Origin of the sequence: Klebsiella sp. C360 (assembly GCF_048822415.1) — a bacterium.
Classification (GTDB): Bacteria; Pseudomonadota; Gammaproteobacteria; order Enterobacterales; family Enterobacteriaceae; genus Klebsiella; species Klebsiella quasipneumoniae.
Genome location: NZ_JBMEZZ010000007.1, coordinates 41534 through 60431, shown reverse-complemented (window position 1 = coordinate 60431; position 18898 = coordinate 41534). Strand labels below are relative to the sequence as shown.

20 protein-coding genes and 1 pseudogene are annotated in these 18898 nt (G+C 62.6%); 11 read left to right on the top strand and 10 right to left on the bottom strand.

Translation table 11 applies throughout. From position 1 onward, the window contains the following. Positions 1-29 precede the first annotated feature (29 nt). Both ACOI7D_RS18735 and ACOI7D_RS18730 read right to left on the bottom strand, forming a co-directional pair. Complete coding sequence (locus tag ACOI7D_RS18735) at positions 30-455, bottom strand: VOC family protein (RefSeq protein WP_109547362.1); 426 nt, start codon at positions 453-455, stop codon at positions 30-32. A gap of 448 nt (positions 456-903) precedes the next feature. Continuing rightward, positions 904-1749, bottom strand: a complete 846-nt coding sequence (locus ACOI7D_RS18730; RefSeq protein ID WP_109547361.1) for a LysR substrate-binding domain-containing protein — start codon at positions 1747-1749, stop codon at positions 904-906. 89 nt (positions 1750-1838) lie between these two features. Here ACOI7D_RS18730 and ACOI7D_RS18725 point away from each other — a divergent pair, with 89 nt between their 5' ends. Next, entirely contained in the window at positions 1839-2897 is a 1059-nt protein-coding gene (locus tag ACOI7D_RS18725; RefSeq protein ID WP_374704070.1) for an NAD(P)H-dependent flavin oxidoreductase, read from the top strand. Between the two features lie 10 nt (positions 2898-2907). Here the strand turns inward: ACOI7D_RS18725 and ACOI7D_RS18720 are convergent, their stop codons facing one another. From ACOI7D_RS18720 to ACOI7D_RS18705, 4 genes and pseudogenes are all read right to left on the bottom strand, one after another. Next, positions 2908-3567, bottom strand: coding sequence for a methionine ABC transporter permease (locus tag ACOI7D_RS18720; protein WP_072096700.1), 660 nt, complete (start codon positions 3565-3567; stop codon positions 2908-2910). Next, a pseudogene (locus ACOI7D_RS18715) lies at positions 3564-4354 on the bottom strand (methionine ABC transporter ATP-binding protein). The gene ACOI7D_RS18720 and the pseudogene ACOI7D_RS18715 overlap by 4 nt, the downstream one beginning before the upstream one ends. Beyond that, positions 4351-5157, bottom strand: a complete 807-nt coding sequence (locus ACOI7D_RS18710; RefSeq protein ID WP_032452814.1) for a MetQ/NlpA family ABC transporter substrate-binding protein — start codon at positions 5155-5157, stop codon at positions 4351-4353. The pseudogene ACOI7D_RS18715 and the gene ACOI7D_RS18710 overlap by 4 nt, the downstream one beginning before the upstream one ends. Positions 5158-5180: 23 nt before the next feature. Next, positions 5181-6209 (bottom strand): isopenicillin N synthase family dioxygenase, encoded by a 1029-nt coding sequence (locus ACOI7D_RS18705; protein ID WP_281166429.1) that lies wholly within the window; start codon positions 6207-6209, stop codon positions 5181-5183. 281 nt (positions 6210-6490) lie between these two features. Between ACOI7D_RS18705 and ACOI7D_RS18700 the strand changes: the two genes are divergently transcribed. The 3 genes from ACOI7D_RS18700 to ACOI7D_RS18690 all read left to right on the top strand — a co-directional run bounded on the left by ACOI7D_RS18700 (position 6491) and on the right by ACOI7D_RS18690 (position 8021). Continuing rightward, positions 6491-6754, top strand: coding sequence for a VF530 family DNA-binding protein (locus ACOI7D_RS18700; RefSeq protein WP_004205937.1), 264 nt, complete (start codon positions 6491-6493; stop codon positions 6752-6754). Positions 6755-6775: 21 nt separating this feature from the next. After that, positions 6776-7087, top strand: a complete 312-nt coding sequence (locus ACOI7D_RS18695; RefSeq protein WP_032452817.1) for a cupin domain-containing protein — start codon at positions 6776-6778, stop codon at positions 7085-7087. Between the two features lie 178 nt (positions 7088-7265). Then, positions 7266-8021, top strand: coding sequence for a VOC family protein (locus ACOI7D_RS18690; RefSeq protein WP_109547359.1), 756 nt, complete (start codon positions 7266-7268; stop codon positions 8019-8021). 9 nt (positions 8022-8030) lie between these two features. Here the strand turns inward: ACOI7D_RS18690 and ACOI7D_RS18685 are convergent, their stop codons facing one another. Then, positions 8031-8975: an AraC family transcriptional regulator gene (locus ACOI7D_RS18685; protein ID WP_044522989.1), complete on the bottom strand. Its 945-nt coding sequence runs from the start codon at positions 8973-8975 to the stop codon at positions 8031-8033. Between the two features lie 105 nt (positions 8976-9080). On the opposite strand from ACOI7D_RS18685, the gene ACOI7D_RS18680 reads away from it, so the two are divergent. After that, positions 9081-10319: an MFS transporter gene (locus tag ACOI7D_RS18680; protein WP_109547605.1), complete on the top strand. Its 1239-nt coding sequence runs from the start codon at positions 9081-9083 to the stop codon at positions 10317-10319. Here the strand turns inward: ACOI7D_RS18680 and hpxE are convergent. Both hpxE and hpxD read right to left on the bottom strand, forming a co-directional pair. Next, on the bottom strand, positions 10296-11270 hold the full coding sequence (gene hpxE / locus ACOI7D_RS18675) for a molybdenum cofactor-independent xanthine hydroxylase subunit HpxE (RefSeq protein WP_072420217.1): 975 nt from the start codon (positions 11268-11270) through the stop codon (positions 10296-10298). The two genes, ACOI7D_RS18680 and hpxE, sit on opposite strands and share 24 nt — an antisense overlap. A gap of 11 nt (positions 11271-11281) precedes the next feature. Next, positions 11282-12319: a molybdenum cofactor-independent xanthine hydroxylase subunit HpxD gene (hpxD, locus tag ACOI7D_RS18670; protein WP_048297498.1), complete on the bottom strand. Its 1038-nt coding sequence runs from the start codon at positions 12317-12319 to the stop codon at positions 11282-11284. 125 nt (positions 12320-12444) lie between these two features. Here hpxD and hpxR point away from each other — a divergent pair, with 125 nt between their 5' ends. Further along, positions 12445-13368, top strand: coding sequence for a LysR family hpxDE operon transcriptional regulator HpxR (gene hpxR / locus ACOI7D_RS18665; protein ID WP_023289662.1), 924 nt, complete (start codon positions 12445-12447; stop codon positions 13366-13368). Here hpxR and hpxO read toward each other — a convergent pair. Beyond that, positions 13349-14503 (bottom strand): FAD-dependent urate hydroxylase HpxO, encoded by a 1155-nt coding sequence (gene hpxO / locus ACOI7D_RS18660; RefSeq protein WP_023289663.1) that lies wholly within the window; start codon positions 14501-14503, stop codon positions 13349-13351. The two genes, hpxR and hpxO, sit on opposite strands and share 20 nt — an antisense overlap. Before the next feature lie 345 nt (positions 14504-14848). Between hpxO and ACOI7D_RS18655 the strand changes: the two genes are divergently transcribed. The 5 genes from ACOI7D_RS18655 (at position 14849) to ACOI7D_RS18635 (ending at position 18883) form a co-directional block, all read left to right on the top strand. Continuing rightward, a complete protein-coding gene (locus tag ACOI7D_RS18655) occupies positions 14849-16228 on the top strand; it encodes a nucleobase:cation symporter-2 family protein (RefSeq protein ID WP_032452824.1) in 1380 nt (459 codons plus the stop codon). Continuing rightward, positions 16206-16706: a 2-oxo-4-hydroxy-4-carboxy-5-ureidoimidazoline decarboxylase gene (gene uraD, locus ACOI7D_RS18650; protein WP_109547357.1), complete on the top strand. Its 501-nt coding sequence runs from the start codon at positions 16206-16208 to the stop codon at positions 16704-16706. Before ACOI7D_RS18655 ends, uraD begins: the two co-directional genes overlap by 23 nt. Then, the gene (gene uraH / locus ACOI7D_RS18645; RefSeq protein ID WP_064154632.1) at positions 16703-17029 is read left to right on the top strand and encodes a hydroxyisourate hydrolase; all 327 of its coding nucleotides are present in this window, start codon (positions 16703-16705) and stop codon (positions 17027-17029) included. The genes uraD and uraH overlap by 4 nt, the downstream gene beginning before the upstream one ends. 265 nt (positions 17030-17294) lie before the next feature. Continuing rightward, on the top strand, positions 17295-17561 hold the full coding sequence (hipB, locus tag ACOI7D_RS18640) for a type II toxin-antitoxin system antitoxin HipB (RefSeq protein ID WP_023289667.1): 267 nt from the start codon (positions 17295-17297) through the stop codon (positions 17559-17561). After that, entirely contained in the window at positions 17561-18883 is a 1323-nt protein-coding gene (locus tag ACOI7D_RS18635; protein WP_044523012.1) for a type II toxin-antitoxin system HipA family toxin, read from the top strand. Before hipB ends, ACOI7D_RS18635 begins: the two co-directional genes overlap by 1 nt. Positions 18884-18898: the final 15 nt, after the last annotated feature.

Sequence of the window (18898 nt, the reverse complement as noted above, 5' to 3'; positions counted from 1 at the left end):
CGGGCGCGGTGCGGGTCAACTCGGGGAGGTTATTGAGGCTCCTCGTGATGTGAAACGTTTCGCACTTCCCTCCAGGCGCGGTTTTGCAGCACGGTGCGATAGCCGTCGCGGTCGACGAAAGTGACGCCGTTGACCTCCCAGTAGGGGTTGAATGCCGTGACGCGCAGAAACCCGGCGGCGTCCATGGCGCTGCATTGTGCCTTCCAGGCCTCAGGCTGCGGATAGTACAGCACCAGCAGATCTTCATCTCCTGGCGAGGGGGTAACGGGATGGTGGCGGCAGTGGGTGAATTCCAGATGCCAGCTGGCATCCGGCGAACCGATCATCATCCCGCTGAATCCTTCATGATCGATAAAGCTTCCAAGTTGCTGCAGCCCCAGCCCGGCGCAATACATGCTGGCGGTGCTCTCCAGTTCGCTGACCGGTCTGGCGATGCGTATGTGGCAGAACGACATAATGACTCCCAAAAGGCGTAGGCCGGGTCAGGCGCAGCCGCCACCCGGCAAAAAGCGGCATCATGGCCGCGATCTGGCGCCCGGCGGCGCTGCGCTTGCGCGGGCCTACGGAGCGGAGGAACCCTATAGCCAGCTAAGCGCCGCCATGTAGACCGGGTCAGGCGCAGCCGCCACCCGGCAAAAAGCGGCATCATGGCCGCGACCCGTCGCCCGGCGGCGCTGCGCTTGCGCGGGCCTACGGAGCGGAGGCGCCCTTAGCCGGCTAAGCGCCGCCATGTAGGCCGGGTCAGGCGCAGCCGCCACCCGGCAAAAAGCGACATCATGGCCGCGACCTGGCGAATACGATTTTGTCGCTCGGGTGGATACTGTAGCGGCAAAACGCCTCTGCGTTTGTCGGTAAGAGCTCAGGTTTGCCTCCGGCGAGTGCGTCGCGGTTTCCTCTTTTAGCTTAGCCGTACGCGGCGCTTTGCAACAGGATGCGCCACTCGCTGAGGGCGGAGGTGCTGAACCCCTGGCGCCAGATAAGCTGGGTGGTCGCCTCGCACAGCGGTTCGCTTAGGCTGTTTTCGGGAAGCGTCATCAGCGCCAGCACGCTCTGCGGCAACAGGCAGGCGTAGCGCCCGGAGGCCACGCAGGCCAGCATGCTGTGATAGGAGCTCACCTCATGCACCTCGACGGCCGCCTGTTGTTCCGCCAGCCAGCGCTCTCCCAGCGTCCGATAGCTGCAGCCGCTGGCAAATGCCGCGAACCGCAGCGGGCCAGCGCTCTGCGGACGGACCAGCATCAGGGTTTCCTGAAACACCGGGACAGATCCCAGGCCGGGCGGGCATGCCGGTTGGCCATCTGTCCCTGGCGGCAGGCAGACCAGCGCGGCATCAAGGGCGGCGGTTAATACCCCCTCGGTTAACTGGCGGGTCGGCCGGGTGCTGAGCGTGACATCCACCTGCGGGCACCGCTGTTGGAAGCGGGTGAGCAGCGGCGGCAGACGGCTGGCGGCGGTCGCCTCCATCGCGCCCAGCCGCAGGCTGCCGCCGGGCGTGGTTGGATGCAGACTCTGCTTTGCCTCTTCCGCCAGGCTCAGGATCCGCCGGGCATAGCTGAGAAACTGAACGCCTGCCGGCGACAGCACCATTTTTTTGTTGCCGCGGACGAAGAGTTCCACGGCAAGCTCCTCCTCCAGTTGCTGAATACGGGTGGTGATATTGGACTGGGCGCGGCCAAGCCGTTTTGCTGCCAGAGTGACGCTTTGCGTGTCGGCCACCTGGATAAAAATCTGCAGTGTGCTGTGGTTCATATTTTTATTCTCAATATGATAATGATGTTGATCTTATCATCTTTAAAAGAGATGGTAAGCCTCCGGCATCGCTCATGAACGAGGAACCCATGCAAAATTCACTGCTTTCGCTTCTTGATATTGACTACCCCCTGATCCAGGCCCCGATGGCGGGCGTCTCCACCCCCGCGCTGGCTGCCGCGGTGAGTCATGCCGGGGCGCTGGGTTCGCTGGGGCTGGGCGCTTCAACCGTTGCCCAGGCGGAAGCGATGATCGTCGCCACCCGCCAGCTGACGGACCGGCCGTTCAATGTCAATCTGTTTTGCCATGCGCCGCCCCGGCGCGACGCCCGACGGGAGGCGGACTGGGCTGAGACGCTGCGCCCCCATTTTACCCGCTTTGGCAGTATCCCTCCGGCGTCGCTTAGGGAGATATACCAGACGTTTATCGGGCACACCGCCATGCTGGAGCTGCTTCTCGATCTCTCACCCGCGGTGGTGAGCTTTCATTTCGGCCTTCCTGAGCGCGAGGCGATCCAGCGCCTGCGACAGCAGGGGATCGTCACTCTGGCCACGGCGACGTCGCTTAAGGAGGCGCAGGTCATTGAGGAGCAGGGGATTGACGTGGTGGTCGCTCAGGGCTTTGAGGCGGGCGGGCACCGGGGGATCTTCGACCCGCAGGAGCCAGACGCGCAGATGAGCACCTTTACTCTGGTGCAACATCTGCGGCGCCGGCTGACCATCCCGGTGGTCGCCGCCGGGGGCATCATGGACGGCGCGGGGGTCGCCAGCGTGATGCAGCTGGGGGCGCAGGGCGCTCAGCTCGGCACGGCGTTTTTACTCTGTCCGGAATCGGCCGCCGACGCCGGCTACCGCGCGGCGATCGCTAACAGCATTGACGGGCGTACGGTACTGACCTCAGCGATATCCGGGCGTCCGGCACGTTGTCTGGCGAATACCTTCTGCGCAGTGGGGGAAGCCTGTCCGGCGAGCGCTGTGCCGGATTATCCGCTGGCATATGATATCGGCAAAGCGCTGGCCGCCGCCGCGAAAACCCAGGGCGTCCATGAGTATGGCGCGCACTGGGCCGGGCAGGGTGTGGGGTTGATCCGCGAGTGTGACGCCGCCAGTCTGGTCCGCCAGCTGGCGGCAGAGTGCGGCTGGAATTAATGTCTGACGGTTAGCGGCGGTGTGCCAGGCGGCGCACCAGCCGATCGCCGGCCATTTGTACGCCCTGAACCATCGCCACTAGGATCAGCACCGTGCCAAACATCACCTCATTATTAAACCGCTGATAGCCATAGCGGATGGCGAGGTCGCCGAGTCCGCCGCCGCCGATCACCCCGGCCATCGACGAAAAGCCAATCAGCATCACGATGGTCAGCGTAATCCCGGCCAGTAGCGTCGGCAGGGCTTCCGGCAGCAGAGATTTAAAAATCACGTGCCAGACGTTGCCGCCCATCGACAGAATGGCTTCGATTCTCCCGTAATCCACCTCGTCGAGCGCGTTTTCCGTCAGACGGGCAAAGAACGGAAAGGCGCCGATGGTCACCGGCACGATAGCGGCGGTGCTGCCCAGCGTGGTGCCGACGATCAGGCGGGTAAAAGGGATCAGCGCGATCAGCAGCACGATAAACGGTAACGATCTGCCGATGTTGATCGCCGCCCCCAGCAGCGCGTTCAGTTTCGGCATCGGCGCGAGGCCATTGGCGCGGGAAATAAATAACAACACACCGGTGGGCAGCCCGATCAGCACGGTAAACAGGGCCGCCAGGCCCACCATATAGAGCGTATCCAGCGTGCCGTCGAGTAATAACGGCCACAAATCTTCCCAGCTCATGCTACTCCGCATAATGGCCTCCCCTGAACGCCGTGACGGGTAAGAAAATCCTGTTCAGCCTGCGGGTCGTGCAGCAGCGACTGACGCAGCCGCGACCACGGGGTCACCAGCAGGTCGGCGAGTTTGCCGCTTTCGACAATTTCGCCCTGTTCCAGCAGCGCCGCGTGGTCACAAATGGTTTTCACCACCTCCAGCTGGTGCGTTATCAGCACAATGGTCAGATTGAGCCGCTGGTTAATATCCGCCAGCAGAGCCAGCACCGAGGCGGTGGTCTCGGGATCCAGCGCGCTGGTCGCCTCATCGCACAGCAGCACCTCCGGTCGGGCGGCCAGCGCCCGGGCGATGCCGACGCGCTGTTTTTGCCCGCCGGAAAGCTGAGACGGGAAGGCGGCGGCCTTGTCGCTGAGATCCACCAGCTCCAGCAGTTCGCGCACCCGCGCTTCGCGAGCGGCCCGCGGCACCCCGGCTATCTCCAGCGGCACCGCGATGTTGTCGGCGACGGTGCGGGCATGCAGCAGATTGAAGTGCTGGAAAATCATCCCGGTACGCAGGCGAAATCCCGCAGCGCCGCCTTGTTCAGCTGTGTAATATCCTGTCCGTTCACCAGAATGCGGCCCGAGGTGGGCCGCTCCAGCAAATTGAGACAGCGGATGAGCGTACTTTTGCCGGCGCCGCTGCGCCCGAGAATGCCGTATATCGCCCCTTTCGGGATCTGTAACGCGATATCGTTCAGCGCCGGTCGGCCGGTTCCGGCGTAGGTTTTGCTCAGCCCTTCGATGGTTATCATGACTGAGGGGCCACCGGGATCACCGAGCCGTTGTAGTTTTTACGGATAAACTCCGCCACCTGCGGCGACGTCAGGTCTTTCGCCAGCGCCTTAATGCGCGGGTCATTGGCCAGGGCTGGGGTGGTCACCAGGATATTGGCGTAGGGATTATGCTCGGCGCTTTCCAGCCCCAGAGCGTCTTTCGCCGGCACCAGCCCGGCTTCGAGGGCGTAGTTACCGTTAATCACCGCCAGGTCGACATCGTCGAGGGAGCGCGGGATCTGCGGCGATTCAATCTCCAGGATCTTCAGGTGTTTCGGGTTCTCGACAATATCCTTCGGCGTCGCCAGAGTGGTGGCCGGGTCGGTAAATTTAGGGTCCAGCTTGATAAGCTTCTGCGCCTGCAGCAGGAACAGCGCACGGCTCAGGTTGGTGGTGTTATTCGGCACCGCCACCGTGGCGTTGTCCGGCAGCGACGAGAAATTTTTATGTTTGTGCGAGTAGATCCCCAGCGGCTCAATGTGCACGGTGGCCGCGACGGCAAAGGTTTTACCCAGCGCTTTTTCCTGATCCTTCAGGTAGGGAACATGCTGGAAGTAGTTGGCATCCACGTCGCCACTGGCCAGCAGTTCATTGGCGTTGACCCCGCTGGTCAGCTCCACCACCTTCAGATCGAGGCTGGGATCGATTTTTTTGATGTAGTTGAGGATCTCCGCGTGGGGAACCGGGTCCGCGGCGACGCGCAGCGCGGCGGCCTGGGCAGACGTCCATGCCAGAGAAAGAGACAGTGCGACCCCTGCCAGTTTAAAAGCGGCATATTTCATGGTGTGTTCCTTTTTAGTTATGGTTAAACGATCAATTGCTCGGCGCGTTCGCGAAACACGTCCTGATAGTAGCGTTCCGCCACGTCCGGATGGGAACGCAGACGGCCCTTGAGATAATTCCAGCCGACATCGCGCAGCAGCGGATTGTGCGGGTCGCTGTCCGGACCGCGCGCCTCACGCGCCAGCTCGGGCGACAGGGTATAAACCGGCACCACCGCGTCAAGCTGGGCGCCAAGGAAGAAAGCGATGGAGAGGCGCTGCTGCTGCGCCGGCGGCGACACCACCCGGTGAACGGTAGCGCGCAGATAGCCGTTGGTGGCCAGCTCCAGCAGTTCGCCAATATTGACCACAAAGCTGCCGGCCAGCGGCACAGCGTCGATCCACTGCCCGGGCGCCACCTCAACCTGCAGCCCTTTCTGTTCGTCCTGCAGCAGGAAGCTGAGAAAACCGGAATCTTTATGGGCGCCGACGCCCTGGCTGCTTTGCGTCTCCTGCTGGCCGGGATAGCGGATCAGTTTGATATGCTCGTTGGGTTTGTCGCCATAGAGTTGGTCAAAGGCATTCTCCGGGAGTTGCAGCGCTTCGGCAAAGGCGCGCAGCAGGCGGATCCCCACCTGGGTCATCTGCTGTTGCCAGTGAAGTAATACCGGTTTAAGCGACGGCAGGGCGGCAGGCCACAGATTCGGACCCTGCAGGCGCTGCCAGCGCGGGGCGTCATCGCTGAGGGTCAGCGCCGGACGTTCGGCGCCGATATCAAACTGCTCTCGCCAGTCAGGCTGGCCGCGCGTCAGCTCAGAGGCCGCGCGGTTATAGCCGCGAAAATGGGGGGAGTGGATCATCGCCACCTGCTGTTTTTGCGCCTCATCGAGGGCAAAAAAGCGTTGGGACTGGCGCTGAACTTCATATTGAAGCGCGTCGTCGACACCGTGGTTGATCAGATAAAAGAAGCCGATGTCGCGGGCGGCGTGGCGCAGGTCGGCCAGGAAGGCCGCTTTATCCGCGGGGTCCGCGTAGCGGGCCAGATCGAGAATCGGCAGGGTTGTCGCGTTCATTGTGTTCTCCGAAAACGGGATAATATGTTATGGGTCGATTCAGGTTCAGGGTTCGGGCACAACAGCAGCGCATGGTGATTTCCTCTGTTCGGGGCTGAGCACAGCTTGCCTCAGGGCCAGATAATCAACCAATAACGTTATTTTCTAATTTATGTTCGCGCGGGGTTCAGTGCTTTTGCGTTAAATAGATAAAGGCGTAAGGGCGCACTGAAGCCGTTGCGCCCGTCATCGAGAGTCAGTAAGGTGGGCGCACTTTTTTAATGCGGAACGGATGTATCCTCATGCACAGTTCAAAAGATCCCCTGCACGGCGTGACGCTGGAAGCGCTGCTCAATGCCCTGGTCGCGCGCTACGGCTGGGCGGAAATGGCCCGCCAGGTCAACATTAACTGCTTTAAAAGCGATCCCAGCATCAAGTCCAGCCTGAAATTTCTCCGCCGGACGCCGTGGGCGCGCAAAGAGGTGGAGGCGATGTATCTGGCTTCGCTCGACGACGATGCGCCGGCAGAGAAAGCGGATCCATGGGCAAACTGGCAGAAAAAATAACCCTTATCACAGGACATCATTATGCAGAGCTGGAGCAGTAAAGATTTCACCGCCGACCGCGCGTGGGGCGCGCTGGATATCGCTAATTTTTCCGGCACCACCGTGCGCCTGCACTGGACCGACCAACCCTATATCTGGCACATCAACGACGGTCAGGAGGTGTTTGCCGTCATGGATGGTCAGGTGGCGATGCATGTGAAAGTCAACGGCGAGGAGCAGGTGATCATGCTGAACGCCGGCGATATTTTCTACGCCGAGGTGGGATGCGAGCATGTCGCTCATCCCCAGGGGGCGGCGCGTATTCTGGTGATTGAGAAAGAAGGGTCGGTCTGATCCCGCCGGCGGGCCATTCGTGAGTCCGCCGTTTCATCGCCTGTCAGACTCCATATACCGCGTTGATATAAATCACGTATCCAGCTTTCGATATACTTAATTCTTGTTTGCCATTCCCTTCACCCCAGCACTATCTTTTGCCGCAGACGCCTGAACAGACACAACCGCGGGAGAGATCATGGCAACCTTGCAGTGGGACCACGCAGTACAGTTTGTGAATCAGCCGGAAGCGGCGATTGAAACCTTTGCCGGACAGCAGCTGCGGGCGGTGGCCGGCGGGCGCCATCCGGGGTGGGGAACCCGCAATGCGCTCAGCTATTTTGGTCTGACCTATATCGAATTCCTCGCCATTTCCGACCCGGACGAACTGCGCGCCGCGACGGACAGGTTTCTGCTCTCGCGGGATGCCGCGCGGTTGCTGCCGGAGAACGAAGCGCTGTTTCGCGTCGCGCTGCGCAGCGACGACATCGACGCCACCCATGACAACTTGCGTCGCAAGGGGCTGGCGGTGTCACCGATCGTCGATGGCCAGCGCCACGATCCGCAGGGCAATGTCATCCGCTGGCGGATCTTCACCATCGATGGCGACACCGACGGACTGGTCTATCCTTTTGTGCTGCAGTGGGGAGAAGACGACGAGACCCGGCTGGCGCGGCTGCGCGCCCAGGGGCTGGACGTGCCTCACCCGCTGGGCGACATTGTGCTCGAGCAGGCGGTGTTCGAGGTGGACAATCCGCAGGCGGTGCGCGATCGCTGGCAGGCGCTGCTGGGCTTCCCGCCACAGGGGGAGCAGGGGCTGGACGTGGGCGGCCAGTGGTTTACTTTCCGCGAAGGAGCCGCCAACCAGCTGACCGAACTGGTGTTTCGCGTCGCCAACCCGACGCTTAAGGGGCAACGCTTTCGCGTTGGCAACGGCGTGTATCGCTTTATATAAAGGCTGACTCTAGCGTGCCGTGGCGCGCAGGGCCCCCGGCGGCTGGCCGGTGATGCGTTTGAAAGCCCGGCTGAAGGCCGCCAGCGACTGATACCCGAGGCGGAAGGCCACCTTTTCCAGCGCCTGGCCTTCGTGGGTGATGTACTGCACCGCCAGCCGCATACGCAGCTCGGTCAGATAGCGGGCGGGGGTGGTGCCGGTGGCGGCAAGAAAACGCTCGGCGAAGAGAGAGCGCGACAGCCCCGCCTCCCGCGCCAGATCTTCCACTTTCCAGTTCACGCCCGGACGCTGATGCATGGCGTAGATCGCTTTCGCCAGCCGGGGATCGCGCAGGACCTGCACCCAGCCGGTGGCGTTACCGCACCCGCATGCCACCCAGCCGCGGACAATCAGCGCGGCCACCACGTCCGCCAGCCGGGCGAGGATCCCGGCATAGCCCGCCTGGCGGGTGAGCGATTCCCGCTCCATTGCGGCCAGCAGCGGCTGGATCTCCGGCCAGGTGTGGAGCAGGCAACTCACCCGCATCACCTCGGGCATGGCCTTCACCAGCGGCTGCATGCCGCCGAGCTCAAAGTCCATGCAACCGCTGAAAATCACGGCGCGCTCCGGGCAGTCAGGCTGGCCGCCAGCGTTGATGCAACTTACCGTGCTGCACACCGTTTCGCTGTTCAGCTGCGCCACATTCACCACCGCGGCCTGCGGATCGGAGAGCAGGGCGTGTCCGTCGCCGTTAGGAATAAACAGCGCGTCGCCGCTCTCCAGGGTGAACTGTTCTCCGCTGGCCATGCGCAGCAGCACCGGTCCGCGGCTGATGAAATGGAACTGGGCTTTGCCCGCCACGGCGCTAAAGCCGACGCCAAACGGGCGGGAGGTTTCGATGCGCCGGTAATTCACGCCGGAGAGGCGCATACCGCGCAGCAGTTCGCTGGTCAGGTCGATTGTAGGCTGGCTCATGGTAATTCCGGACGAATAATCAATAACTGAAGAGTATGCATCATATATCGTCCAGAGGTAAGCCCCTAAGATGACCAGGATGTTAATAAACCTGGAGAGATGTATATGACTTCCTGCATAGCTGCTGACGCAAGCCTGACACCCGTCAGGCCTGCCTGGCGTGCCGTCTATGCCCTGGCCCTCGGGGTGTTCGGCCTGATCGTGGCCGAGTTTCTGCCCGCCAGCCTGTTAACGCCGATGGCCAGCAGCCTCGGCGTCAGCGAAGGGATGGCCGGGCAGGCGGTGACCGCCACGGCGCTGGTGGCGTTAGTCACCGGCCTGCTGATCGCCACCGCCACCCGCAATATCGACCGCCGCTGGGTGCTGATGTTTTTTTCCGTGCTGCAGATTGTCTCCAGCCTGATGGTCGCTTTTGCCGGTTCGCTGGCGTTTCTCCTGCTCGGTCGTCTGCTGCTGGGGATCGCCATCGGCGGTTTCTGGGCGATGTCCACCGCCACGGTGATGCGTCTGGTGCCGGCGGCCCATGTGCCGAAGGCGCTGGCGATCATCTTTTCCGCGGTGTCTGTCGCCACAGTGGTGGCCGCGCCGCTCGGCAGCTACCTCGGGGAGCTGATCGGCTGGCGCAACGTGTTTATTCTCTGCGCGATACCCAGCCTGCTGGCGCTGCTCTGGCAGCTGTGGGTGCTGCCCTCCATGCGCCCGGAAAGCGTTGGCACCTTCTCCACGCTGTTCAGGGTGCTGCGTCGTCCCGGTATGCTGGGCGGCATGCTGGCGTCGATCCTCATTTTCAGCGGCCATTTCGCCTTCTTCACCTACCTGCGGCCGTTCCTTGAGACCGTCGCGCAGGCCAGCGTTGAAGGCGTTTCACTGATTTTACTCGGTTTCGGTATCGCTAACTTTATCGGCACCTCGGTAGCGAGCTATCTGCTGAGCCGCAGCCTGCGTCTGACCCTGGCGCTGGTGCCGCTGATGATGAGCGTCCTGGCGCTGCTGATGGTGACGTTTGGCCATCTGAGCGTGCTCGACGGGCTGCTGGTCGCCCTCTGGGGGTTTGCCTTCGGTCTGGTGCCGGTGGCCTGGTCCACCTGGCTGGCCACCACCGTGCCGGATGAGGCGGAAAGCGCGGGCGGTCTGCTGGTGGCCTCTATTCAGCTGGCCATCAGCGCCGGCGCCGCCGGCGGCGGGGCGGTGTTCGATCTGCACGGCGCCAGCGGCGTCTTCACCGGCAGCGGTGTGCTGCTGTTGACCGCGATGGTCGTGGTCTTCACCGCCGTGCGGGTGAAACCGGTCGCCCGCGCCGAACAGCCGGAGACCGGTCGCTTATCCCGCGAGATCGATAACTAAATTGGCCGACAGGCTGCGGGAGCAGCACAGCGCAATATGCTGCTCCGCTGCCTGTTTTTCCGCCTCCGACTGCACGGTATCCCGGTGGTCGACCGTTCCCTCCCGCACCGGCGTCAGGCAGGCGCCGCAGATCCCCATCTCGCAGGAGAGCGGCACGTCGACGCCATGCTCCTGCAGCACCCGGGCGATGGTTTTGTCCCCCGGTACCGGCCAGCGCTCCCCGGTGGAGGCGAGGGTGATGGTGAAGGTTCCGTCCGCCGCCGAGGCCGCCGTCGGGGCGGGCGGCTGGAACGCTTCGCTGTGCAGTTGCGCCTCCGCCCAGCCGGCAGCCAGCGCGGTGTCGCGCACCTGGCTCATAAACCCTGCCGGTCCGCAGAAATAGACCCGGGTGTCGGCGTCCGGCGCGCCCAGATCCTGCGCCAGCCGCAGGCGCGGACTCTGTCCGTCGGCAGAGCAGTGGATCAGGCAGGTTCCGCCGGTGAGCTGGCTGGCGATCTCGGTGGCGAAGGCGGCCTCCTGCGCGCGGCTGACGTAGTAGTGCAGCGTAAAGCTGGCGCCGGACGCCGCCCGGGCGTGGGCCATCGCCAGCAGCGGCGTAATGCCGATCCCGGCGGCGAGGAGCACCACGTGGCCGCCCCCGCGCAGGGGAAAGTGGTTGCGCGGGGCAGAGATCAGCAAGGGCTGCCCCGGGCGCAGGGTATCATGAATATAACGGGAGCCGCCTCGCGACTGCGCCTCGCGGGCGACGCAGAGCAGATAGTGATCCCGCCCGGCCGGGCTGCCGGTCAGCGAATACTGACGGATCAGCCCGCAGGGGAGATGGAGGTCGATATGGGCGCCGGGCGTCCACGCCGGCAGCGGTTGCCCATCGGCGCTCACCAGACGAACGGCCAGATTTTTCGCGCCCTGGCGCCACAGGCCATCGACCACCACCGGGAGTATGTCGCGCATAAGACCTCCACTCATACCAGAAAAAAATCGCCAAAGCCCATCTTCTTCAGCCCGCGCCGGTAGGCGATAGAGCTGCGGTCTGCCGGAATATGCGCCTCCAGGGTCAGATCCAGCGGCAGCCGCTCCGGGCGCTGGGTCTCAACCATCAGGCGATCCTCCTCAAACACCCGCAGGTTGAACGCATGAACGTCTTCCACCGGCACATGCAGGTCAAAATTGCGGGCGATAGGGGCGAACATCCGCGTCACGCGCGACGACACCGGCGAGGCGGCGTTCATGATCACCAGCTTCGCATCGGCAGGGAAATGGATGGTCAGCGTGGCGGTGAAGGGCAGATGCATTTCAAAGTGACGCAGCCACTGGAACCCTTCCGGCGCGCGGAAATCGGAGCTGGCCGGGTAATTGCCCACCGAGCTCCAGTAGTCGGCAACAAAGCCGAACGGTGTCTCCTGCGGGGTGTAGTCCGGCACCTGCTGATTGTCCGGGTCGGCAAAGGTATCAGTGTGGATCCACGCAAAGTGGGCGACATCGAGAAAGCCTTCGACCTGGCGGCCGGCAAAGCCCTTCACCTCGAAGGCCGGGCAGTTGATTTGCTGAAAGCCGGCGTCGTCCCAGTGCGGCATGGTCGGTAACGGCGGCGGATTGTCCGGGTCGCAGGCCAGACAGGTCCAGATCAGCCCGTAGCGCTCCTCCACGGCGAAGCTGGTGAGATGCAGTTTGGCTGGAATGGGTTGCCCCGGACTGGAGGGGATGCGATTGCAGCGGCCATCCTCGCCAAAGCGCAGGCCATGATAGGGGCAGACGATGCCTTCTTCTTCATGAAACCCCAGGGTCAGCGGGACGCCGCGGTGCGGGCAGACGTCGCGGGCGACCACCACCTGACCTTTAATGCGATAGATAACCAACTGTTCGTCCAGCAGGGTGGCTTTCACCGGGGCGCCGCCAATATCGCAGGCGCGGGCCACCGGGTGCCAGCAGCGGGCCAGCCGCAGCCAGTCCTCTGGATCAAAGGTGCAATGGGCGGGGGGCGTCGGGATGGTTGTCTTCATGATTTCTCTTCCTGCTCACATCGGTGATTGTTTTATTGTTGTGAGATTATTGTTGTCATATTAGGGTGTTCACATCCATCACCATTAATTCACTCTGCTGTTGCAAAAAAGAGTACAGGGTCGCCATGAGTCCATTTTCCCGTTTCGCCCACTATTTCATCGCCGTGGCCCGCTGCGGCAGCCTGCGCCGGGCCGCCGAGCAGCTGCATATCTCCGCCTCAGCGATTAACCGCCAGATCCTGCAGGCCGAGGAGGCCTTCGGGACACCGCTGTTCGAGCGGCTGCCGGAGGGACTGCGAATGACCACCGCGGGCGAACTGCTGTATGACAATCTGCTGCGCTGGCAGAAGGAGTTTCGCCAGACCCGGCAGAAATTTGATGAGCTGCAGGGGATGAAGCGCGGGAGCGTCAGCGTCGGTATGGTGCAGGCGCTGGCGGAAGGTGGCTTCGCCGCCGCGCTGGCGGAGATTATCGCCAGCTGGCCGTGGCTGGAGCTGGATCTGCAGGTGGCCGACAGCCACACCGTCAGCCAGAAAGTGCGTCAGGCGGATCTGGACGTCGGTCTGATCCTCGATCCGCAGGGGCAGGCCGGACTCAGCGTGCTGGCCTTTGCCGAACTGGAGGTGGGGATTGTGATGCGCCCGGACCACCCCCTGGCGGGGGCGAGGGCCCTGTCTTTGGGCGAGCTCAGCCTCGAGCGGCACATCGTGCCCGGCGCGCCGCTGATCGTTCATGAGCGGGTGGCGCTTCTCTATCGCCACCATGACTTTGCGCCGGAGAATACCATCAGCTGCAATGATATCCGGCTCATTAAGTCGCTGGTGCTGCGCGGCAGCGGCGTGACGCTCCTCAGCCTGCTCGACGTGCTGGACGAGGTTCAGCGCGGACAGCTGGCCTTTGTCCCGCTGCGCAGTACGCTGCTGCGGCCGCTGACCCTGGCGCTGTGCACCGCGCCTTCGCGTCAGCTATCGCGTCCTGCGCAGATGGCCATTCAGACGCTGAGCGCGGTGATTGAATCCATGGCGACCGTCAGCCCAGCGGCCCGCTGAGGATGGTATCGCACATGCCGTTGATAATCCGCTCGCCGGTCTCCTCCCGCAGCTCCTGGTACCAGGCTTCAGTGAGCTGCATATCCTTTCCGTGGGTGATATCGCAGCGCTTGCGCGCCTTCAGTACCAGATCGCGGACCCGGTCGCAGCGCTGGGCTTCATACTCGCGCAGGGCGGTCGCAATATCGCGGGTCTGGCGGAAAACGGCGCCCAGTACCACCGCATCTTCCATCGCCGCGCATCCCCCCTGGCCAATATCCGGGGTGGTGCTGTGTCCGGCGTCGCCCAGCAGCGCGACGCGACCGCGCACCAGGCGGCTGAACGGTTCGATATCGTGGATTTCAATACGGTTGGTGGTCTGCGGGTCGAGGGCGGCGATCAGCTTCTGCACCGGCGGCGCCCAGCCGGCAAAGTAGCGGCTGAGGTCAGCGCGCAGGGTGTCACGATCCTCCGCCAGACCCGCCGGCAGCGGCACATCAAAGAAAAAGTAGAACCGGCCGGCGGAGACCGGCATCAGCGAGACGCGCTTGCCTTCGCCGACAAAGGTGGTCCACTGATCGCCGGGCGCCAGCGCTTCATCTATTTCCACCAGACCGTTCCAGTTGACGTAGCCGGCGTAGCGGCGCTGCGGGGTAAAGCCGAGCACCCACGGACGCAGCGCGGAATGGCTGCCGTCGGCGGCAATCAGCAGATCGCCGCTGGCGCTGCTGCCGTCGGTAAACCACACCGTCACGCCGTCGGCGTTTTCTTCACAGCGGGTGACGCGTTTGCCGAACTGCACGCTTTCCCGTCCCCAGTAATCCAGCATTTCCCGCTGCAGCTCTGCGCGGGAGACCGGGCAGGGGCGGCTGCCGGTACGTTCGATCAGCGGCGCGAGGCTGAACTGGGTCATGTTCTCGCCGCTGCGGAAATCGCGATACGCCATACGGCGCAGTGGTCCGCCGAAGGTTTCCATGATATCGCCCATGCCGAGGTGGGCCATGCACTTCACGCCGTTGGGCCACACGGAAATCGCCGCGCCGACCGGTTTGATCTCTTTCACCGCTTCATAGACTTCGCAGTCGATCCCCGACTGTTTGAGCGCTACTGCCGCACTTAAGCCGCCGATGCCGGCGCCAATCACGATTGCTTTCATTTTTTTCTCCTTCTCCCGATGTTGTGACTGACTACAGCAATTTGCGTACCAGTTCGCCGGAAGGTGGAAAACCGCCGGCCTGAGGCACAGCGATAGGTCATGACGCACCACATCGGTGCAATGTGACGCATTGGTTGCCTTTTTATGAATCAAAAGTTTCTATATGTTGCATTAGGAATCTATCGTTTCAGCATCCTGGTTCCGCAGCGGTGGGGGGCGAGTCGTGACTGGAGTGATTTAACTGAATGATTTTAAAGTATTAATAAATTTATTCGTTCGCGTTGGTCGTCTCTGGCCTGCTTTGTGCAGAAGCTCTTGCACTTCTCTTTGCTACGGGATAACACCATGTCTGACGAACATCACAGCGGCCTGCTTTACGGCCTTGAACAGCGGATCCCACCGCTTGCGGCCTTTTTTAGCGCCCTCCAGCATGTGCTGGCGGGTCTGGTGGGGATCATCACGCCGCCGCTGATTATCGGCGCCACCCTCGGACTTGGCGACTGGCTGCCGTATCTCATCAGTATGTCGCTGCTGGCCTCGGGTATCGGTACCTTTCTGCAGTCCAACCGGGTCTGGGGCATTGGCGCCGGGATGATCTGCATGCAGGGCACCAGCTTCGCCTTTCTTGGCGTGGCGGTAGCCGGAGGGATGTGGGTGAAAGCGCAGGGCGGCGGGCCGCAGGATATTATGGCGATGCTGTTTGGCGTTAACTTTGTCGCCGCCCTGGTGCCGGTGATTGTCAGCCGCTTTATTGAACCGCTGAAGAAAATCTTTACCCCCATCATTACCGGCAGCGTGATTGCGCTGATCGGCATCAGCCTGATCAAGGTCAGCGTCATTAACTGGTGCGGTGGAGAAAAGGCGCAGGATTTCGCCAGCATGAGCAATATCGCGCTCGGGGCGGGTACCCTGGGCGTTATCGTTCTGCTGAGCTGCGCCAAAAACCGCTGGCTGCGGCTCTCCTCGGTGGTGGTGGGCATTGCCGTGGGCTGTGTGGCGGCAGGGCTGAGCGGTCAGTTCCACCTTCACAGCCTGGGCGACACCCTGTTTCGCCTGCCGACGCTGTTTCCGTTCGGTTTTCAGTTTAACAGCGCGATTTTTCTGCCGGTGGCGCTGGTGTCGCTGGTCTGTATTCTGGAGGCGGTGGGCGATCTGACGGCCAACTCGCTGATTTCGCAACAGTCTGTTGACGATCGCGCTTTCCGCAACCGGTTGAAGGGCGGTATCCTGGCGGACGGCGTCAGCTGCATGGTGGCCGCGATGCTCAGCGCCTTTCCGAACACGACTTTCGCGCAGAACAACGGCGTGATCCAGATGACCGGGGTGGCCAGCCGCTATGTCGGGCGCTACATTGGCGTGATTCTGATCCTGCTTGGGCTGTTCCCGCCGGTGGGCGAACTGCTGCGGCAGATCCCGGCGCCGGTGCTGGGGGGCGCCACGATGGTGATGTTTGGCTGTGTGGTAGCGGCCGGGATCCGGATCATTACCCAGAACCCGCTCACCCGACGCGATGTGCTGATCGTTGGTCTGGCGTTTGGCGCGGGCCTTGGCGTGGAGTCGGTGCCGGCGTTTCTCAGCCATTTTCCGCCGATGGTCGGCGATCTGTTCGGTTCGGCGGCCACCAGCGGTGGGCTGGTGGCGATAGCGCTGAACCTTGTTCTGCCGCAGGAGCAGGCGGCGACGAAAACGATAAGGAGTCAGGATGATCGCGCTGAGACAGTTTAACCGTCTGAGTCATGATGAGGCAGTGGCGCTGCTGGCCCCCTGCGTGGCGATCCCGGCCTGGAGCGATACGCTGGTGAGCTTGCGACCCTTCGCCTGCCGTGAAGCGCTGCTGCAGGTCGCCCGGGAAGCGATGGCCGACTGGGGGGAGAACGATCTGAACGCGGCGCTCAGCGCCCATCCGCGGATCGGCGAAAAACCGACCGGCAGCCAGGCGCATGCGACGATGTCGCGCCAGGAGCAGTCGGCGGTGGACAGCGATAATGAAAAGCTGGCGCAGGCCCTGCGGGAGGGAAATGCCCGCTACGAGACCCGTTTTGGCCGGGTGTTTTTAATCCGCGCCAAAGGGCGCAGCGGCGAAGAGATGCTGCAGGCGCTGACGCGCCGGCTGCAGCATACCGCCGACGAAGAAGTGGCTGAGGCGCTTGCCCAGCTGCGGGAAATTACGATGTTAAGACTGGAAGGAGCGATTGGCGAATGAGTACCCTGAGCACCCATATTCTGGATATTTCCACCGGCACGCCGGCGGAAGGCGTGACGGTCAGCCTGAGCCGGGAGGGCGAGACGCTGGCAAACCTGGTGACTAACGCCCAGGGGCGTATCGCCACCTTCAGTGCCGCGCCGCTGCCGGCGGGGCGCTACTGCTTAACCGCGGAAACGGGGGCGTGGTTTGCCCGCGTCGGGCGCGAGAGCGTTTTTACCCGGGCGCAGATTGATTTTGTCATTGGCGAGGCGACAGATGACCATTTCCATCTGCCGTTTCTGATAGCCCCGGGCGGGTGGTCGACCTACCGCGGCAGCTAAATCCGGCTGCCCATTGCCGGGCGGCGCTGCGCTTGCCCGGCCTGGATCGTTACGGAGCGGGCAGAGACAGCCCGTAGGCCCGGTAAGGCGGTAGCCGCCACCGGGCATGTAAAGGTGTCTCCGGCCACCATTCTTCCTGTTTTATCCCCACACAAGGATAATTATACTCCTATCCCCACCAGGGGATAATCTTGACATTATCCCCTGTAGGGTATAAAAGCAGATTTATCCCGATAGGGGGATAAACAATGGTGAGGAACAAGCGATGCATTCCCCGCAGATATACAGTCCCGTTCAGCTGGCCAATTACCTGAAACTGCTGCGCCAGCAAAATCACTGGACTCAGGAGGCGCTGGCCAGCCGGATCGGCATTAAACAGGCGACGCTGTCCAATTTTGAAAATCACCCGGACAAAACCACCTTGACCACCCTGTTCAAGATCCTCCAGTCGCTGGGGGTGGTGATGACCCTGAACGCCAAACCGGCCGAGACGGCGACGGCCCCCGATAACACCACGGATCTGGACTGGTAATGGCGACGCTCACCACCTGGATGAACAATGTGCGCGTGGGAACCTTAACCCGCCAGGCCAACGGGGCGCACAGTTTCCGCTATGATGACGAGTGGTTGCGCAGCCCGCGCGCCAGGCCGCTCTCCCTCTCGCTGCCGCTGCAGTATGGCAATATCACCGCCGACGCGGTGTATCACTATTTTGATAACCTGTTGCCCGACAGCCCACAGGTCCGCGACCGGATCGTCAGGCGCTATCAGGCGCGCTCGAAACAGCCGTTCGATCTGCTGGCCGAGGTCGGCCGGGATAGCGTAGGGGCGGTGACTCTGCTGCCGCCGGGAGAAGAGGCGCATCTTGCAGCGTTGCGCTGGCAGACGCTGGATGAGGCGCAACTGACCGCGTTGCTGACCGCCTACCAGTCGGATATTCCGCTCGGGATGGTGACCGGCCAGGACGATTTTCGTATCTCGGTGGCCGGTGCCCAGGAGAAAACCGCGCTGCTGCGAATGGGCGAGCACTGGTGTATTCCGCAGGGCACCACCCCGACCACCCATATCATTAAACTGCCCATTGGCGAGATAAAACAGCCCAATGCGACGCTGGATCTGCGTGAAAGCGTGGATAACGAATATCTGTGCCTGGCGCTGGCCAGGGCGTTGGGCCTGGCGGTGCCGGAGGCGGAGATTATCACCACCCCGCGGATCCGTGCGCTGGCGGTGACCCGCTTCGACCGGCGCTGGGCGCAGGAGGGGCGCGTGCTGCTGCGGCTGCCACAAGAGGATCTGTGTCAGGCATTTGGCATCCCGTCGTCGATGAAATACGAGTCTGACGGCGGGCCGGGTATCGCCGCGATCATGACCTTTCTGCTGGGCTCCAGTGAAGCCCTGAAAGATCGCTATGACTTTATGAAGTTCATGGTGTTCCAGTGGCTGACCGGGGCAACGGACGGGCATGCGAAGAATTTCTCGCTCTTTCTGCTGCCCGGCGGCAGCTATCGGCTCACGCCGTTCTACGACATTATTTCGGCATTTCCGGTGCTGGGAGGGACGGGACTGCATCTGCGCGACCTGAAGCTGTCGATGGGGCTCAACGCCACCCGAGGGCGGAAAACGGAGATTAACGCCATCTATCCGCGTCATTTTCTGGCGACCGCCAAAGCGGTTAACTTTCCCCGGGATCAGATGCTGGCGATCCTTGACGAGTTTGCCGACCGCGTGCCGCAGGCCATCGAAAGCGCCCGCCGGACGCTGCCGGCGGACTTTTCCGCCCACGTCTGGCGGGCGATCACGGAGAACATGCTGAAACTGCACGCCCGCCTGCAGCAAGGGCTGCAGGCGCGATAGCGAAGCCGAGTGGCG

Coding starts and splice junctions, on each gene's coding strand:
- ACOI7D_RS18735 (WP_109547362.1), bottom strand. CDS start 455: ATGTCGTTCTGCCACATACGCATCGCCAGACCGGTCAGCGAACTGGAG.
- ACOI7D_RS18730 (WP_109547361.1), bottom strand. CDS start 1,749: ATGAACCACAGCACACTGCAGATTTTTATCCAGGTGGCCGACACGCAA.
- ACOI7D_RS18725 (WP_374704070.1), top strand. CDS start 1,839: ATGCAAAATTCACTGCTTTCGCTTCTTGATATTGACTACCCCCTGATC.
- ACOI7D_RS18720 (WP_072096700.1), bottom strand. CDS start 3,567: ATGAGCTGGGAAGATTTGTGGCCGTTATTACTCGACGGCACGCTGGAT.
- ACOI7D_RS18710 (WP_032452814.1), bottom strand. CDS start 5,157: ATGAAATATGCCGCTTTTAAACTGGCAGGGGTCGCACTGTCTCTTTCT.
- ACOI7D_RS18705 (WP_281166429.1), bottom strand. CDS start 6,209: ATGAACGCGACAACCCTGCCGATTCTCGATCTGGCCCGCTACGCGGAC.
- ACOI7D_RS18700 (WP_004205937.1), top strand. CDS start 6,491: ATGCACAGTTCAAAAGATCCCCTGCACGGCGTGACGCTGGAAGCGCTG.
- ACOI7D_RS18695 (WP_032452817.1), top strand. CDS start 6,776: ATGCAGAGCTGGAGCAGTAAAGATTTCACCGCCGACCGCGCGTGGGGC.
- ACOI7D_RS18690 (WP_109547359.1), top strand. CDS start 7,266: ATGGCAACCTTGCAGTGGGACCACGCAGTACAGTTTGTGAATCAGCCG.
- ACOI7D_RS18685 (WP_044522989.1), bottom strand. CDS start 8,975: ATGAGCCAGCCTACAATCGACCTGACCAGCGAACTGCTGCGCGGTATG.
- ACOI7D_RS18680 (WP_109547605.1), top strand. CDS start 9,081: ATGACTTCCTGCATAGCTGCTGACGCAAGCCTGACACCCGTCAGGCCT.
- hpxE (WP_072420217.1), bottom strand. CDS start 11,270: ATGCGCGACATACTCCCGGTGGTGGTCGATGGCCTGTGGCGCCAGGGC.
- hpxD (WP_048297498.1), bottom strand. CDS start 12,319: ATGAAGACAACCATCCCGACGCCCCCCGCCCATTGCACCTTTGATCCA.
- hpxR (WP_023289662.1), top strand. CDS start 12,445: ATGAGTCCATTTTCCCGTTTCGCCCACTATTTCATCGCCGTGGCCCGC.
- hpxO (WP_023289663.1), bottom strand. CDS start 14,503: ATGAAAGCAATCGTGATTGGCGCCGGCATCGGCGGCTTAAGTGCGGCA.
- ACOI7D_RS18655 (WP_032452824.1), top strand. CDS start 14,849: ATGTCTGACGAACATCACAGCGGCCTGCTTTACGGCCTTGAACAGCGG.
- uraD (WP_109547357.1), top strand. CDS start 16,206: ATGATCGCGCTGAGACAGTTTAACCGTCTGAGTCATGATGAGGCAGTG.
- uraH (WP_064154632.1), top strand. CDS start 16,703: ATGAGTACCCTGAGCACCCATATTCTGGATATTTCCACCGGCACGCCG.
- hipB (WP_023289667.1), top strand. CDS start 17,295: ATGCATTCCCCGCAGATATACAGTCCCGTTCAGCTGGCCAATTACCTG.
- ACOI7D_RS18635 (WP_044523012.1), top strand. CDS start 17,561: ATGGCGACGCTCACCACCTGGATGAACAATGTGCGCGTGGGAACCTTA.